At 72.3% G+C, this 14,179-nt stretch carries 12 protein-coding genes and 1 tRNA gene; 5 read left to right on the forward strand and 8 right to left on the reverse strand.

Annotated features, from left to right (window positions below):
* Positions 1 to 90: 90 nt before the first annotated feature.
* On the reverse strand, positions 91 to 1,128 hold the full coding sequence (locus ACFY7C_RS17325; RefSeq protein WP_389652704.1) for a glycerophosphodiester phosphodiesterase family protein: 1,038 nt from the start codon (positions 1,126 to 1,128) through the stop codon (positions 91 to 93).
* Positions 1,129 to 1,455: 327 nt separating this feature from the next.
* Between ACFY7C_RS17325 and ACFY7C_RS17330 the strand changes: the two genes are divergently transcribed.
* From ACFY7C_RS17330 to ACFY7C_RS17340, 3 genes are all read left to right on the forward strand, one after another.
* A tRNA-Leu gene (locus ACFY7C_RS17330) sits at positions 1,456 to 1,543 on the forward strand.
* A gap of 178 nt (positions 1,544 to 1,721) precedes the next feature.
* Positions 1,722 to 4,235, forward strand: a complete 2,514-nt coding sequence (locus ACFY7C_RS17335) for a penicillin acylase family protein (protein ID WP_389650596.1) — start codon at positions 1,722 to 1,724, stop codon at positions 4,233 to 4,235.
* Positions 4,236 to 4,298: 63 nt separating this feature from the next.
* Positions 4,299 to 5,378 carry an alpha/beta hydrolase gene (locus ACFY7C_RS17340; protein ID WP_389650599.1) on the forward strand — a complete coding sequence of 360 codons (1,080 nt, stop codon included), beginning with the start codon at positions 4,299 to 4,301 and terminating at the stop codon, positions 5,376 to 5,378.
* Positions 5,379 to 5,393: 15 nt separating this feature from the next.
* Here the strand turns inward: ACFY7C_RS17340 and ACFY7C_RS17345 are convergent, their stop codons facing one another.
* The 6 genes from ACFY7C_RS17345 to ACFY7C_RS17370 form a co-directional block, all read right to left on the reverse strand.
* Positions 5,394 to 6,491 (reverse strand): BTAD domain-containing putative transcriptional regulator, encoded by a 1,098-nt coding sequence (locus ACFY7C_RS17345; RefSeq protein WP_389650602.1) that lies wholly within the window; start codon positions 6,489 to 6,491, stop codon positions 5,394 to 5,396.
* 223 nt (positions 6,492 to 6,714) lie between these two features.
* Positions 6,715 to 7,917, reverse strand: a complete 1,203-nt coding sequence (locus ACFY7C_RS17350; protein WP_389650605.1) for a mannosyltransferase family protein — start codon at positions 7,915 to 7,917, stop codon at positions 6,715 to 6,717.
* A gap of 28 nt (positions 7,918 to 7,945) precedes the next feature.
* Positions 7,946 to 8,350, reverse strand: a complete 405-nt coding sequence (locus ACFY7C_RS17355; RefSeq protein ID WP_389650608.1) for a hypothetical protein — start codon at positions 8,348 to 8,350, stop codon at positions 7,946 to 7,948.
* Positions 8,347 to 8,925: a SigE family RNA polymerase sigma factor gene (locus ACFY7C_RS17360; RefSeq protein ID WP_389650611.1), complete on the reverse strand. Its 579-nt coding sequence runs from the start codon at positions 8,923 to 8,925 to the stop codon at positions 8,347 to 8,349. Before ACFY7C_RS17360 ends, ACFY7C_RS17355 begins: the two co-directional genes overlap by 4 nt.
* A gap of 211 nt (positions 8,926 to 9,136) precedes the next feature.
* Positions 9,137 to 10,057, reverse strand: coding sequence for a factor-independent urate hydroxylase (gene pucL / locus ACFY7C_RS17365; RefSeq protein ID WP_389650614.1), 921 nt, complete (start codon positions 10,055 to 10,057; stop codon positions 9,137 to 9,139).
* A gap of 290 nt (positions 10,058 to 10,347) precedes the next feature.
* Positions 10,348 to 10,848: a carboxymuconolactone decarboxylase family protein gene (locus ACFY7C_RS17370; protein ID WP_389652707.1), complete on the reverse strand. Its 501-nt coding sequence runs from the start codon at positions 10,846 to 10,848 to the stop codon at positions 10,348 to 10,350.
* A gap of 121 nt (positions 10,849 to 10,969) precedes the next feature.
* Here ACFY7C_RS17370 and ACFY7C_RS17375 point away from each other — a divergent pair, with 121 nt between their 5' ends.
* Positions 10,970 to 11,890, forward strand: coding sequence for a pirin family protein (locus ACFY7C_RS17375; RefSeq protein WP_389650617.1), 921 nt, complete (start codon positions 10,970 to 10,972; stop codon positions 11,888 to 11,890).
* A gap of 33 nt (positions 11,891 to 11,923) precedes the next feature.
* Here ACFY7C_RS17375 and ACFY7C_RS17380 read toward each other — a convergent pair whose 3' ends face one another.
* The gene (locus tag ACFY7C_RS17380) at positions 11,924 to 13,285 is read right to left on the reverse strand and encodes a hypothetical protein (protein WP_389650620.1); all 1,362 of its coding nucleotides are present in this window, start codon (positions 13,283 to 13,285) and stop codon (positions 11,924 to 11,926) included.
* A 98-nt stretch (positions 13,286 to 13,383) separates the two neighbouring features.
* On the opposite strand from ACFY7C_RS17380, the gene ACFY7C_RS17385 reads away from it, so the two are divergent.
* Positions 13,384 to 14,019, forward strand: coding sequence for a TetR/AcrR family transcriptional regulator (locus tag ACFY7C_RS17385; RefSeq protein ID WP_389650623.1), 636 nt, complete (start codon positions 13,384 to 13,386; stop codon positions 14,017 to 14,019).
* Positions 14,020 to 14,179 lie beyond the last annotated feature (160 nt).

Here is a 14,179-nt window from a genome sequence, read left to right on the forward strand (position 1 = left end):
TCCCCCCTGGACCCGCGGGCCCGGATCAGTCCTGGACCCGCGGGCCCGGGTCCCCCTGGACCCGCGGGCCCGGGCCCGGCCCGCGGGCGGTCAGTGCTCGTCGTACGCCTTCGGCAGTCGCATGCCGCGCTCCGCCATCACCCGGCGGAGACGGTCGGGGTGGTTGGTGATGATCCCGTCGACGCCCATGTCGATCAGCGCGCCCATGGTGGCCGGGTCGTCGCAGGTCCACGGCACGAGCCTCAGACCGCGGGCGTGTGCGGCGGCCACCATCCGCGGCGAGGGGTAGAAGCGGAAGTCCGGGTCGGCGACCGTGCCGTTCTGCGGGAAGCCGTAGACCGGGGAGAGGGCGGTCAGGCCGGGGATCGTGGCGGCCGCCGCGACGAAGTCGCCCCCGTAGTCGTCGGCGTCGATGCCGCCCAGCCACGGGGACGCGCCGGGCTTGCCCACCTGGAGGAAGTCGTGGTTCGTCAGCGCGACGAGCGGATACCGCGGCGCGATCCGGTGCATCTCCTTCAGCGCGCCCCAGTCGAAGGACTGGACGGTGACCTGACGCCCGATCCCCGAGGCGTGGATCTCCTCGTGGACCCGTCGGACGAAGACGGCGCGCGGCGCGGTCTGCTCGGGGGCGCCGGCCTCGACCTTGGTCTCGATGTTCAGGGTGACCCCGTGGGCCCGGAACCGCTTGACGAGGCCCAGCACGTCCTTGAGCTCGACCATGCGGGCCCCGGCGATTCGCTCCTGCTCGGGGAAGCCGGGCAGCCGCTGATAGCCGCAGTCCATGCTGCGCAGCTGCCGCAGCGTCAGGTCCTTCACGTACTTGCCGACGTACGGGTACATCGGGTCGCCCGGTGTCACGGGCCCGGTGTCCTGGCACTTCTGGGCGCTGACCTTGCGGTCGTGGGTCACCACGACCTTGAGGTCCCTGGTGATCTGCGTGTCCAGTTCGAGCGTCGTCACCCCGAGCCGCAGGGCCTTGGCGAAGCCCTCCAGGGTGCTCTCGGTGGTGAGTCCGAGGCCGCCGCGGTGCGCCTGGACGTCGAAGTGGGTCTTCTGGGGCAGCGGCCCGGCGGCGGCGGGCCCGGTGACGGGCTGCGAGGCGGCCGGCGCGGCGAGGGCCGGCGTCATCGCCAGCGCCGTCGCCAGCACCACGGCCGGGACGACAGCCGGGACGATGGCCGACGTGACGGCCGGGACGACGGTCGTACGGGGCGGAAACATCGGGACCTCCCGCTCTCTGGGCGAACGCGACCCCGTGACCGTAGAGCGGCGGACCCGCCGCCGGAAGGCGGTCGTACGGCGGGCATGTGAACGCCGGCGGAACCGGCGGTCCGCCCCGGGCCGCGGCCACCCCGCGCACCGCCCTGACCACGGGAAACGTGGTGCGGAGCGGCTCGAACACCTGGTAGATTGTTCTCCGTCGCCGCGGCCAGCACCGCGTACGGCACACACCCTGTCCGGGTGGCGGAATGGCAGACGCGCTAGCTTGAGGTGCTAGTGCCCTTTATCGGGCGTGGGGGTTCAAGTCCCCCCTCGGACACCATGGTGACGACGTTTCCCCGTTCGTCCCGCATCTCCTCACCGCATACCGGTCGAGCCCAACGGCGCGACCGGTATGTCCTCATTCCCCTTCAGCCGTTCCCCTTCATCGGGATTTCATCGCTCCTCCCTAGCGTGGCCGCCTGCCGACGAAGGCCCGGACCACAGGGGAGGACGGTGCGATGGCGCGGAGGAGAAACAGGGCGAGACTGCCGCTGGCGGTCATGGCCGCGGTGGCGGTGATGAGCACGACGGCGGCGACGGGGTCGGTGCCTACGGGATCGTCGTCCCCGGGATCGCCGTCCGCCGGCTCGCCGGCCGTGGCGCAGGGCCCGGAGAAGCCGACGATCCGTTACACCGAATACGGCATCCCGCACGTCATCGCCTCGGACTGGCAGGGGCTGGGAGCGGGTTACGGATACGCCGCCGCCAAGGACAACATCTGCACGCTGGCCGACACATATCTGATGGTCAACGCCCAGCGGTCCCGCCACCTGGGGCCCGAGGGCAAGGCGAGCCCCGGACAGCACCAGAACGGCACCACCAATCTCCACAGCGACCTGTACTTCCAGCGGATCAAGGACAACCGGGTGGTGGAGCGGCTGCTCGACCAGCCCGCCCCCGACGGGCCGGAGCCGGAGGTCAGGGAGGCCATCACCGGCTACGTCCAGGGCTACAACAGGTATCTGTCCGAGACGGGCGTGAACGGCATCTCCGACCCCGCCTGCCGCGGCGCGGCGTGGGTGCGGCCGATCACGGAGCTGGACGTCTACCGGCACGCGCACGCCGAGATCATCATGGGCAGCGCCGAACCGCTCCTCGACGGCCTGGTGACCGCCGCACCGCCCGGCGCCTCGGCCGCCGAGGCAGCGGGCGCGTCGGCCGCCGCGCCGGCGGCGACCTCGCCCGCGCGGACCGCGGAGAAGATCCGGGACGCGCTGGCCGTCAGCCGCCGGCAGAGCATGGGCAGCAACGCGTTGGCGGTCGGCTCGCAGGGCACGTCAGGCGGCACCAGCATGCTGCTGGCCAACCCGCACTTCCCGTGGCAGGGCAAGAACCGGATGTGGCAGAGCCACCTGACCATCCCGGGGAAGCTCAATGTCTCCGGGGCCAGTCTGCTCGGACTCCCCGCGGTGAACATCGGCTACAACGACGACGTCGCCTGGAGCCACACGGTCGCCACCGTCGCCCCCTTCGGGCTGTTCGACGTACAGGTGGATCCGCTGAACCCCACCATGTACCTGGTCGACGGCGCCTGGGAGAAGATGACCTCGCAGCGGGTCGGGGTCGACGTACGGAACGCGGACGGCTCCCTCGGCAGGGTCACCAGGACCCTGTGGTCCACCCGTTACGGCCCGGTCACGACGTCCATCCAGGGCGTCCCACTGCCCTGGGTGGTCAGCGCGCACGCGGTGCGCGACGCCAACATGGACAACCTGCGGGCGCTGAACACCTGGTTCCGCCTCGACCAGGCCACGGACGTCCACGACGTCGTGAGCACCCTGGAGACCACCCAGGGCGTCCCGTTCTTCAACACCGTCGCCTCCGACCGCAAGGGCAACGCGCTGTACGCGGACATCCAGGCCACTCCGAACATCACCGACGAGCACGCGCGGTCGTGCCTGACCGAGACCGGGAAACTGCTGTTCAACCAGCAGCCACGGCTGCCGAACGTGCCGCCGATCTCGATCTTCGACGGCAAGCGCGGCGCGTGCGACTGGCCCGACGACCCGAACGCGGTCGCACCGGGCCTCCTGGACCCGCACCGGCAGCCCCGCCTGATCCGCTCCGACTTCGTCGGCAACGCCAACGACAGCCCGTGGCTGGCCAACCCCGAGCAGCCGCTGTCCTTCCCGCGGGTGATGGGCGACAGCGCGACGCCCCGGTCGCTGCGCACCCAGGAACTGATCCTGACCGCGCGCAACCGGATCAACGGCACCGACGGCCTGCCGGGCCGGGGATTCACGCCGGAGAGCATGGGGCGGTTGCTGTTCGCCGACAACAGCAGGGCCGCCGACCTGGCCCTGGGCGCCACGGTCACCATGTGCCAGAACGTCCCCTTCGGCCTCGTCCTGGTGGACGGCAACCTGGTCGACGTGAGCGAGGCCTGCCCCGTCCTGGCCGCCTGGAAGGACCACGACTACACGAACGACAGCCGGGGATCCTGGCTGTTCGCGAACTACTGGGCCCTGCTGCTCAACGGACAGGGAGTCGAGAAACTGCCGTGGCGGGTGCCCTTCGACCCCAAGGATCCGGTGCACACGCCCAATTCGCTGGACACCGGAAGCTCCGCGCTCCGCGACGCGCTCGCCCGGGCGGTCCTCGCGCTGCGCAAGGCCGGCATCCCGCTGAACGCGCCGCTCTCGGACGTCCAGCGGATCACCCGGGGCGGCGAGCGGATCCCGATCCACGGAGGGATCTCCGAACTGGGCGTGCTCAACGTGATCACGCCCGGCCAGGTGGACGGCAAGCCGGACATCGTCTTCGGGTCGAGCTTCGTCCAGCAGGTGCGCTTCACCGCCGACGGCCCGCCGCAGGCCTTCTCCGTCCTGGCCTACTCCCAGTCGGCCGACCCGACGTCGCCGCACCACGCGGACCAGACCAGGCTGTTCTCGGCCGGCCGGTGGGTGCCCGAACGATTCACCGAGGAGCAGATAGCGGCCTCACCGGTCCTGCGGATCAAGGTCCTGTCCTGAGGCCGACTCACGGACGCCGACGCACACCTACTGACGCACACCTACTCACGAGGGGGTAACACGGTGAAGAGAACAGGCAACTGGTGGCGCGTGGGGGTGGCATGGGCGGTCGCCGTCGTCGCCGTACTCACGCCGGCGGCGGGATCGGCACAGGCCGCGGAAGGCACCGCACCGCCACCGATCGCGGACGGCTTCGGCCTGACCCAGGTCGCCCCGGCGACGGGCGGACCCACCGACTTCCACCTCACGGTCACCACGCCCGAGGTCTCGGGCGAACAGCACATCAAGATCATTCTTCCGAGGGGGTACCACGACGACCCGGGCCGCCGTTACCCGGTGCTGTACTTCCTGCACGGTTCGCCCGACGACCCGGTCCAGCAGACGTATCCGGCGCTGTCCATGTCGGACGACATGATCACCGTCATCCCGGACGGCGGTGCTCGGAGCTGGTACGCCAACTGGCTCAACCAGAAGACGGTGCTGGGTGCCCAGAACTGGGAGAACTTCCACCTCAAGCAGGTGATTCCGTTCATCGACGCGAACCTGCGGACCATCCCCGCCAAGAAGTCCAGGGCCGTCGCCGGGGTCTCCATGGGCGGCTTCGGCGCCTTCCACTACGCCCAGGCCCGCCCCGACCTGTTCAGCCAGACCGCGTCCCTGTCCGGGGACATCGACCTGTCGGCCAACTCCATGGACCTGCGGCTCGCCGTCGTCGCCTCCGTCACGGACGCCCTGGGCGCGGTCTGCGCCTCGGCGTCGGGCTACTGCGACCCGAACGACTCGCCCTACAAGCCGGGTGTCGACAGCGACGCCCTGTTCGGCTCGCCGTATCCGGTGTTCAACATCGACTGGCGGTGGAACGAGGTCGACCCGTCGCAGCACATGGACCGGCTCGCCGGCATCGGCGTCTCCATCTACACGGGTGACGGCGGCGGTTCGCCCGGCAACATGGAGTTCTGGGTGTCGGGCGCGGCCAAGAACGTCAAGGCCCGCATGGACGCCCTGGGCATGCCGTACCACTACGTCAACTACGGTGACGGCTCCGGCTGGGGCACCCAGTGCGACGGCGGGCACAACGCCGGCTGCTGGGAACAGGACCTGCGGGATCTGATCCCCCGGCTGGAGCGGTCCTTCGCCTCCTGACCGTCCGGAAGCCGGTCATCCCGCCAACCGCCGGATGCCGGCGCGGGTTACGGGTGAGGGCGAGGGTGGGGTGCGGGGTGCGGGGTCGAGGCCGGTCTCGTCCCCGTACCGGACCGTCCGGTACGCGCGCCGCAGCATCCGGCCGGGCGGCACCCCCAGTTCCCCGGCCAGTCGGCGGCGGGCGCGGTCGAACACGGCCAGCGCGTCGGCCCGGCGACCGCTGCCGTACAGCGCGCGCATCAGCATCGCCGCCACCGACTCGTTGAGGGGGTGCGCGGCGGACAGGGCGACCAGCTCGTCGATCACCTCCACGTGCCGGCCGAGACGCAACTGCCACTCCAGCTTCCGTTGGAGGAGGACGATCCTGCGCTCGGAGAGCCGCAGCCGTTCGAGTCCGGCGAGCGGCCCGGGCAGGCCGGCCAACGGCTCCCCGCCGAACAGGTCGAGCGCCCGGGCGCACAGGCGGACCGCCTCGGCCGGGTCGCCGGCCCGTTCGGCCGCTCCGCTCTCCCCGAGCAGGCGCTCCATGCGTGCCACGTCCACGTCGACCGCGCCGGAGACCAGCCGATAGCCGCGCCGGTCGTGCTCGATGACGGGGTCCTGGTCGTCCCCGCCCCGCAGGGCCTTGCGCAGGCGGTAGACGTACACCGGCACCACGTTCGCGCCCGGCGGCTCCATCCCCCAGACCCCGTCGAGCACTTCCTGCCGGCTGAGCGTCCGCCCCGCGCACAACGCGAGCGCCGCCAGTACGGCCTGCTGGCGCAGATGCCCCAGGTCCAGCCGGCGCCCGTCCCGCCACGCGCGCACCGGTCCCAGCACCGATATCCGCAGCTGCGGCCCGGCCGCCCGCCCGGTGACGGCCCACGGGCGGGGGCCGTGGCCGGGGACGACCAGGCCGCAGTCGAAGGCGTGGACGACGGCGGCCGCCCGGTCGCGCAGCCCGAGCGTCCCGAGGATCCGCGCGAGGTGGCCGGCCACGGCCTCCTCGGAGAGGGCGAGCGCGGCGGCGATCTCGTCGTCCCGTAGACCGCATCCGACCGCGGCGAGCACCTCGCGCTCCTGCCCTCCGAGAACGGTGCCCGTCGCTCGGCCGGTGGTGACGGTCGTCGGCATCGCTGCCCCCTGGGTTCCCGGTCCGGTCGGACGGTCCGGCGGACGCCGCCGACACGGTAGGGGCGTGAGCACGGGACACGGCATCCGGAAGGATCCGGAGTGACACGCCGGAGTGACACGTCGGAGTGACACGACGAGGGTGTGAACCCGGGCGCCACGGCGGGGGTGCGCACCCGGGGCGGCACGGCCGACCGACACGCGACACGCACCACACCCGGCGCGGTCAGCCGGCCCAGCGGCCCGAGAGGAAGGTGACGGCGAGGACGGTACCCAGCGGCGCCGCCAGACAGAGGTAGGCGGTGGTCGTCCTGGTGCCGCGCAGGCTCCGGACGGCGAGCAGGGTCCACAGCGGCCACCAGAGCAGCGTGCTGCGGGCGACCGACATGTACCAGTACGAGGTGCCCAGGGCCCACAGCGTCAGCGCGATGTACACCGCCTCCGCCCACCGGCGGCGCCGCACCAGCACGGCGAGCAGCAGCAGCCCGAGGACCATGGCGGCCAGGTCGGCCTGGAAGAGGGCCGCGTAGCCGGTCGCCTGGGTGTGGTCGAAGGCCTCGTGCCAGGTCTGCGCCCAGGCCTCCCACGGCGGCCTGAAGAAGCGGTACCAGCCGCGCTCCTGCGCGTGCTTCCACGCCATGGGGTCGCCGGTCCGCTCGTACAGGTACCAGAAATAGAGGAGTGCGGGCAGCAGGGGCAGAGCGAGCCAGAGGGCCCGCAGCCGCCGCGCGCGGACCGTGGTGAGGAAGTGGACGGCGAGAGCGGCGGCGAGGAAGAGCCCGCTGACGCGCACACCGGTCGCGAGCGTGGCCAGGACGGCGGCGAGGGGCCAGTTCCCGCGCTGCGCGGCGAGCCAGGCAGGGAGGGCGAAGGCGAGGAAGAGGGCCTCGCTGTAGCCGACGGCCAGGAAGACCGCGCAGGGCGACAGCAGCAGGAACAGGGCGGCCCGGCGGCCCGCGCGCGATCCGGGCGGCAGATGGAGTTCGGCGATACGGGCGAGGGCCACCACGGCGACGGCACCCGCGACCAGGGAGATGAGCAGCCCGGCGACCGTCCAGTCGGGGACGACGGTGTGCACGGCCCGCAGGAGCAGCGGGAAGCCGGGGAAGAACGCCTCCCGGTTGTCCCCGCCGGGGAAGTAGCCGTCCCGCGCTATGTGGAGGAAGTGCCCCCAGTCCCAGTGCTCGAACGGGGCGAGGACGGGCTCGGGCACCCGGGTGTCGCCCTGGGCGGGGAACAGCCAGCGCGTGCAGTACGCGGTCAGCCACACGGCCGCGCGGGTGACGACGTACAGCCACAGGACCTCGAGGTCGGCCGGGCGCAGGCGGGACAGCGGGGACAGCGGGGACGTGGGGGACGGGGGAGGCGTGACGGCGGGCTCCGGCGGTGCGAGGGCATGCCGAGGGGAGGGCGGTGCCGTGACCGGCATGGGCGAGTCTCTCCGAGGGGTCGGGACGTCAGCGGCGGGGTGCGGTGGAGCCCGCGGCCGGCGCGGTCGTGCCGGGGGTGGAAGTGGGCGGGTTCGGCGGCGCGCTCTGCGTCTCCTGGGCGCCGGGGCCGGGGCGTGACGTGGTGGGGTCCGGTGTGGGGCCCGGCGCGGAGCTGGTGGCCGATCCGGTCGAGGGGCTCGTGGCGGGGAGGGCGGGGCCGGTGCGGCCGGGCACGAGGACGACGGCCGTGAGCGCGCCGAGTGCCATCACGGTGGTGACACCGGCCGCGGCCAGGGCCACGCGCCGTCGGTGGGAACGCCTGCCCCGGGCGACGACATCGGCGACCGGGAGCGGAGCGGCGTGGTGCCGGCCGTGCTCGGCCGCGGCGCGGAACAGGGCCCTCAGGGCGGGGTCCGTGGAGTGGTCGTTCACCGGGATCCGGCCTCCTGATCGTCGTCCTGGTCGGTTCTCTGCTCGTCGCACTGCTCGGTTTCCGGCCCGGCGTCGGGCCCGGCGTCGGGTCCGGGGCCCGGTGGGTGATCCCGCAGCCGGTCGGCGAGCGCGATCCGCCCGCGGCCGAGGTGTGTCTTGACGGTGCTGGCGGACAGACCGGTCTCGCGGGTGATCTGCTCGACGGTGAGGTCGCACAGATAGTGCAGGGCGAGCGTGCGCCGCTGCTGGACCGGCAGGGTGCGCAGGGCCTCGACCAGCACCACGTGCTCGGGACCCGGCCCGGGCGTGTGCGAGGGCGTCTCGCGCCGGCTCCACGCGTCGGCGGTGCGCCGCCGGAAACGCCACCGGCTCACGGCCAGCCGCCAGGCCACGGTCCGGATCCACGCCTCGGGACCGGCGTCGCGGTCGAGCTGCCGCCGCCGGTTCCAGCCCTTGACGAACGCCTCCTGGACAACGTCCTCCGCCTCCTGCAGATCGCCGAGCATGACGTACAGCTGCCCGGTGAGCCGCCCGACCGCATGGACGTAGAACTCTTCGAACTCTTCGACGGTCAAGGGCAACTCCCGGGTCTCTCGCTTCACCGGGCATACGCCTGTCACGACCCCGACGGTCTACACCCTCCCCGAAGATCCTGTGTGAGCCCCGTCACGCACGCCCGTCGCCGGACGTGAAGCCGTCGCCGGCCACGAAACCGCGGCCGGACACGAAACCGCCGCCGGGGACTCCCCGGCGGCGGTGCATCGGCGGTGTGGCGGTGTGGGACGGTCAGGCGGTGATCCAGTCGCTGGTCGCGATGACCGGCTGCACGCCGTCGCGGTGAATGGTGCCCTCGATCAGGCCGTACATCCGGTCGGCCGCGTAGTAGACCTCGTTGTCGTTCTTCAGGCCGAAGGGCTCGAGGTCGACGAGGAAGTGGTGCTTGTTCGGCAGGTTGAGGCGGACCTCGTTGACCGTCGGGCAGTGGTCGAGGACCCGCTCGGCCATGGCGTTCAGGGTCTGCTGGAGGGAGTAGCTGTACGTCTCCGCGAACGCCTCCAGCATGTGGCGCCGGACCTGCTTGTAGGAGCGGTCCCAGTCGAAGTCGACCGTGCCGGAGGCGGCCACCGAGTGGGCCCAGCGCGCGGTCACCTTGGTGGCCAGGATGCGGTCGTACGCCTCCTGGAGCGTGGTGTACCGGTCCTTGATGAAGCCGTGGAACTCGGAGTTGGTCGAGTTCATGACGGTCAGGTCCTTCAGACCGGAGATGACCTGGAGCTGACCCGTGCTGCCGCTGTACGTGATCTGCGCGGTCCGCACCTCCTGGCCCCTGCGGACGAAGGAGTGCTGCTCCGGGCGGGTCGGGACCGGTATGCGGTCCCAGGCGAACTCCTCGACGCGGATCTGCGCCTCGTGGATCACGGGCTGGGAGTCCACGAAGTGCCTGGCGAGCAGGATGCCGAAGGCCTCGGGGGACTCGACGCCGTGCTCCTTGGCGAAGGCGTAGACGGTGTTCTTCGTGGTGTCCGTCGGCAGGCAGTTGCCGTTGTCGCCGGTCAGGTGGACCTCGCGGAACTCGCCGCGCAGGGCGACGGAGACGTTCAGGTCGCGGATCTCGTGCCAGGCGCCCTCGTTGCCCTGGCGGGTGATCTTGACGATGCGGTTCTCGGCCTTGCCGTACTGGTTCTGGGCCAGAACGTGCTTGCTCATGGTGCGGCTCCTGCGGGTACGCGAATACGTGGAAACGTGTTTCCCGTACGCCCGGCGTCCAGCGCGCACGCACATCGCACGCCGCGCTCCCCGCCGTCCGGCCTCGCGCCCCGGGGCCGCCCCGGGACTGACACGCATCCCGGTCCGTAGGTGACGCCAGGGATTTGAGCACGTCGACCCCGCGTTCGGCAAGAGGTACGGCGCCGCCGGCGGTCCGCCCGGTCGAGAGGACATCCCCTGGGCCCGACAGGACATCCCCTCCCCGAGAACCGGCCCGGGTCCCCTTCCCGTCAGCCCTCCCGGTGGTGGTGGGCGGACTCCCGTACCGGGTGCTTGCTCAGGATGGAGACCCGGTTGAAGGCGTTGATGGCGATCGCCACCCAGATCACGGCGGAGATCTCCTCCTCGCCGAGGACCGCGAGGGCCGCGTCGTACGCGCGCTCCTGCGCCGAGGCGTCCGCCGGGTGGGTGGTCGCCTCCGCCAGGGCGAGGGCGGCGCGCTCGCGGTCCGTGAAGAGCTCGGTGTCGCGCCAGGCGGCGAGGACACCGAGGCGCCGGGTCGTGTCACCGGCGCGCAGGGCCGCCCGGGTGTGCACGTCGAGGCAGTAGGCGCAGCCGTTGAGCTGGGACACGCGGAGGTTGACCAGCTCCACCAGGGTCCGGTCGAGCCCCGCCTCGGCGGCCGTCGTGCGGACCGCCTCGGCCGTCTGGAGCAGGGCGTGGTAGGCCTTGGGGCTCTGCTTGTCGACGAACACCCGTCGGCCGGGGGGGACTTCCGCCGTATCGCTCATGCCGCGATCGCTCACTTTTGTGCTCCTTCGCCGGTCCGTGCGCGTCATGGACGCAGGGGCTATCATGACGCATGGTTGTTGAAATCGAAACTAAATGAGACTTCTTGGGGAGAGATCCGGAATGAGCACCGTGGACGTCGAGGTCGAGGTCCTGTCCGCCCGAGACGTGCCGCTGGGCGGCCCCCGCGCGATGACCGTACGCCGCACCCTGCCGCAGCGCTCGCGGACCCTGATCGGCGCCTGGTGCTTCGCCGACCACTACGGCCCCGACCGCGTCGCCGACTCCGGCGGCATGGACGTCGCCCCCCATCCGCACACCGGACTGCAGACGGTCAGCTGGCTCTTCGAGGGCGGGATCGAGCACCGCGACAGCCTGGGCAGCCACGCCTTCGTACGCCCCGGCGAACTCAACCTCATGACCGGCGGCCACGGCATCAGCCACACCGAGGTCTCCACCCCGGACACCACCGTCCTGCACGGCGTCCAGCTCTGGGTGGCGCTGCCCGAGGAACACCGCCACGCCGCCCGCGACTTCCAGCACCACGCGCCCCACCCGTTCCGGGTGGACGGCGCGCGGCTCCGGGTGTTCCTCGGCACCCTGGCCGGCGAGACCTCCCCCGTACGCACCTTCACCCCCCTCCTCGGCGCCGAACTCCTCCTCGACCCGGCCGCCACCGTCACCCTCCCCGTGGACCCGGCCTTCGAGCACGGCGTCCTCGTCGACGAGGGCGACGTCCACCTCGCCACCACCCTCCTGCGCCCGGCCGAACTCGGCTACGTCGCCCCCGGCCGCGACACCCTGACCCTCACCAACACCTCCGACCACACCGCCCGCCTGATCCTCCTCGGCGGCCCGCCCTTCGACGAGGAGATCATCATGTGGTGGAACTTCATCGCCCGCACGGACGAGGAGATCCGCCAGGCGAGGGAGGACTGGACGACGGGCACCCGCTTCGGCGAGGTGCGCGGCTACCCCGGCTCGCCCCTCCCCGCCCCCGAACTCCCCACGACCCCCTTGAAGCCTCGTCGCAACCCGCGTTGACCTGGTCCTCCCTCGTCAGGGCCCGGGCGGCTGTCAGAGGCCGGCCGACGTGAGGATGTGGTCCATCCGGTCCCGGGGGAGTACGGGGTTGGCCGCTGCGTCGTCGGCGACCTCGGGGTCCGAGTCCGCCAGGAGACGCTCCAGCAGTTCGGCGGTGACGTTGGGGTGACGGGCCGCGCCCCGGCGCAGCAACGGCTCGTCGCAGACCGCGAACCGCCGTAGCTCCGGAACGGGCAGTTCGGGGTCCTCCAGGGCGAGGGCACGGACCCGCGGATCCGCCTCGTTCGCGAAGTCGCGCAGCGCCTCGCGCGGGAAGTTGGGGTGGTCCACCAGCAGCGGCCGGATGTGGAAGACCTCGCCGTGGCCGCGAAGCAGCCGCAGCAGGACCTGGGGTGGTGTGTCGGGCCGGCGGGCGGCGGTGCGGCGGACGGAGACGTCCGGGTCGTCGTCCAGCCTCCGCCATGCATGTTCCGGCAGGTCCCGGCCGGCCGCCACCACTCGCCGGAACACCGCATGCGGACAGTCCAGGTAGGCCAGCCGCTCGGCGAGCGGTGCGTCCCGCAGCCAGCTCGGTTCGTTGTGCGACCAGCGCAGAGCGATGCGCGCGTCGATGCTTCCGGCCGCTGCCTCGGCCTCCACCCGCGCGAGCAGCCGGTCCCGGGTCTCGGGCGTGACATGGCGACCGTAGGCCACCGCGACACGCACCGACGGGTCTGCGCAGTCCTGCAGGCGGGCCACCATGTCAGCGGTCAGGTGCGGGTTGCCGGCCACCGCGTGCAGCACTTCTTCGGCCCCGGTCGCCAGCAGCCGCTCGAACTGCTCGGACGTCAGCGGGAGGCGACGCGCGACGTTGGCCCGGGTGGCCGGATCGGAGAGGCAGCGCGCATGGTGCTCCGGCGGAACACCCGGCCGCTCCGCCCGCGTGGCCGAGGCCCGTACCCCTGGGTCCACGTCGTCGAGCAGCGCCACCTGTACGGCCATCGGCCGGTCGCGCCAGGACTCCGCGACCATCGCGCGCAGCTTGGGATCGGAGTCGGCCGCGAGTTCCGCCGGCGGCCGGCCGTAGACCTCGACCAAGGCCTCGATGTCCATCGGCACCCCGCGCTCCACCATGGTCCGGACGAAGTCCGCGCGGGCGTCGCGGATCGCCGCGTCGGGGTGTTCGGCGATCCGCCGGCGCATCGCCGAGGAGATCCGGCGCCCGTGCAGGAGGACGGCCGAATCGCTGCCGCCGTACGTCAGGAGGGCCTCGGCCACCACGTCCGGCAGCTGTCCGTCCCGCACGGTCAGCCCGTCCCGGCCGGCCTCGTGCGCGGCCAGCCGCGTCATGACCTCCACCGGGGCGGCCGAGTTGCGCCCCAGGCCGGATAGTTGCGGCTGCTCGAGATGAACCATGCGCCCACGCTAGCCGGACACGGCCGGTGACCCGCGTCCGGACCGACCCCACGTCACGTCGGCCGAGCCCACCACCCGGCGCTGTCACGATGGGTGGCGTGAGCGCACAGGATGAACGGGACAGCAAGGGAAGCTCGGCGGGGCGGGAGCGCCGGTGGCGGCGGGATCCGGAGCGGACCCACGCGGTGTTGGTGGACGCCCTGCTGGAGTTGATGGCCGAGGAGCAGGCGGAGCCCACGCGGAAGGCGGTGGCCGAGCGGGCCGGGGTGTCCGAGCGCACGGTGTTCGTGCATTTCGCCGATCGGGAGGCGCTGCACGTCGCGGCCGCCGAGCGGCAGGCGGAACGCTGGCGGGCGCTGGCCGAACCGGTGCCGCCCGAGTGGGCGACGACACGCAAGGTGCGGGCGCTGGTCGCTCAGCGCAGCCGGATGTACGAGGTGATGACACCGATCCGCAAGGTGGGACTCGGCCTCGAACCGACCTCCCCGGGGCTTCGCCGCGTGATGGCGCGGGGAGACGCCTGGTTCCGTGAGGACCTGGCCGAGATCTTCGCCCCGGAGCTGCGACGGGTGCCGCGCGCGCGGCGGCCCGGGGGACTGCTGGACGCTCTGGAGGCGGCCTCCTCGTGGGCGGCCTGGGACCACCTGCGCAGCCGGCGGGGGCTGGACGCGGATGACGCCTGCTCGGCGGTGCGCCGGACCCTCCGAGCGCTGCTGGCCGCGGTGGAGGACTGAGCGCCGTGGGGCGGTGGCGGCGGCCCTTCCCGTAACCGCGTCGCGTCCGCATCCCTTGACTGCTATTGCAGTCGTACTGCAATAGTGACCCTCGTGCGGCGCGGCCTCGACACGGCCGGTGAACGCGTCACCGTGCTCTCCCGGCACCGGCGCTGTCGGC

Origin of the sequence: Streptomyces sp. NPDC012769, from assembly GCF_042901205.1 — a bacterium.
Classification (GTDB): Bacteria; Actinomycetota; Actinomycetes; order Streptomycetales; family Streptomycetaceae; genus Streptomyces.

Excerpts from the sequence above, each read along its gene's own strand:
- ACFY7C_RS17370 (WP_389652707.1), bottom strand. The coding sequence starts at position 10,848 with ATGAGCGATACGGCGGAAGTCCCCCCCGGCCGACGGGTGTTCGTCGAC.
- ACFY7C_RS17335 (WP_389650596.1), top strand. The coding sequence starts at position 1,722 with ATGGCGCGGAGGAGAAACAGGGCGAGACTGCCGCTGGCGGTCATGGCC.
- ACFY7C_RS17325 (WP_389652704.1), bottom strand. The coding sequence starts at position 1,128 with ATGACGCCGGCCCTCGCCGCGCCGGCCGCCTCGCAGCCCGTCACCGGG.
- pucL (WP_389650614.1), bottom strand. The coding sequence starts at position 10,057 with ATGAGCAAGCACGTTCTGGCCCAGAACCAGTACGGCAAGGCCGAGAAC.
- ACFY7C_RS17345 (WP_389650602.1), bottom strand. The coding sequence starts at position 6,491 with ATGCCGACGACCGTCACCACCGGCCGAGCGACGGGCACCGTTCTCGGA.
- ACFY7C_RS17350 (WP_389650605.1), bottom strand. The coding sequence starts at position 7,917 with ATGCCGGTCACGGCACCGCCCTCCCCTCGGCATGCCCTCGCACCGCCG.
- ACFY7C_RS17380 (WP_389650620.1), bottom strand. The coding sequence starts at position 13,285 with ATGGTTCATCTCGAGCAGCCGCAACTATCCGGCCTGGGGCGCAACTCG.
- ACFY7C_RS17375 (WP_389650617.1), top strand. The coding sequence starts at position 10,970 with ATGAGCACCGTGGACGTCGAGGTCGAGGTCCTGTCCGCCCGAGACGTG.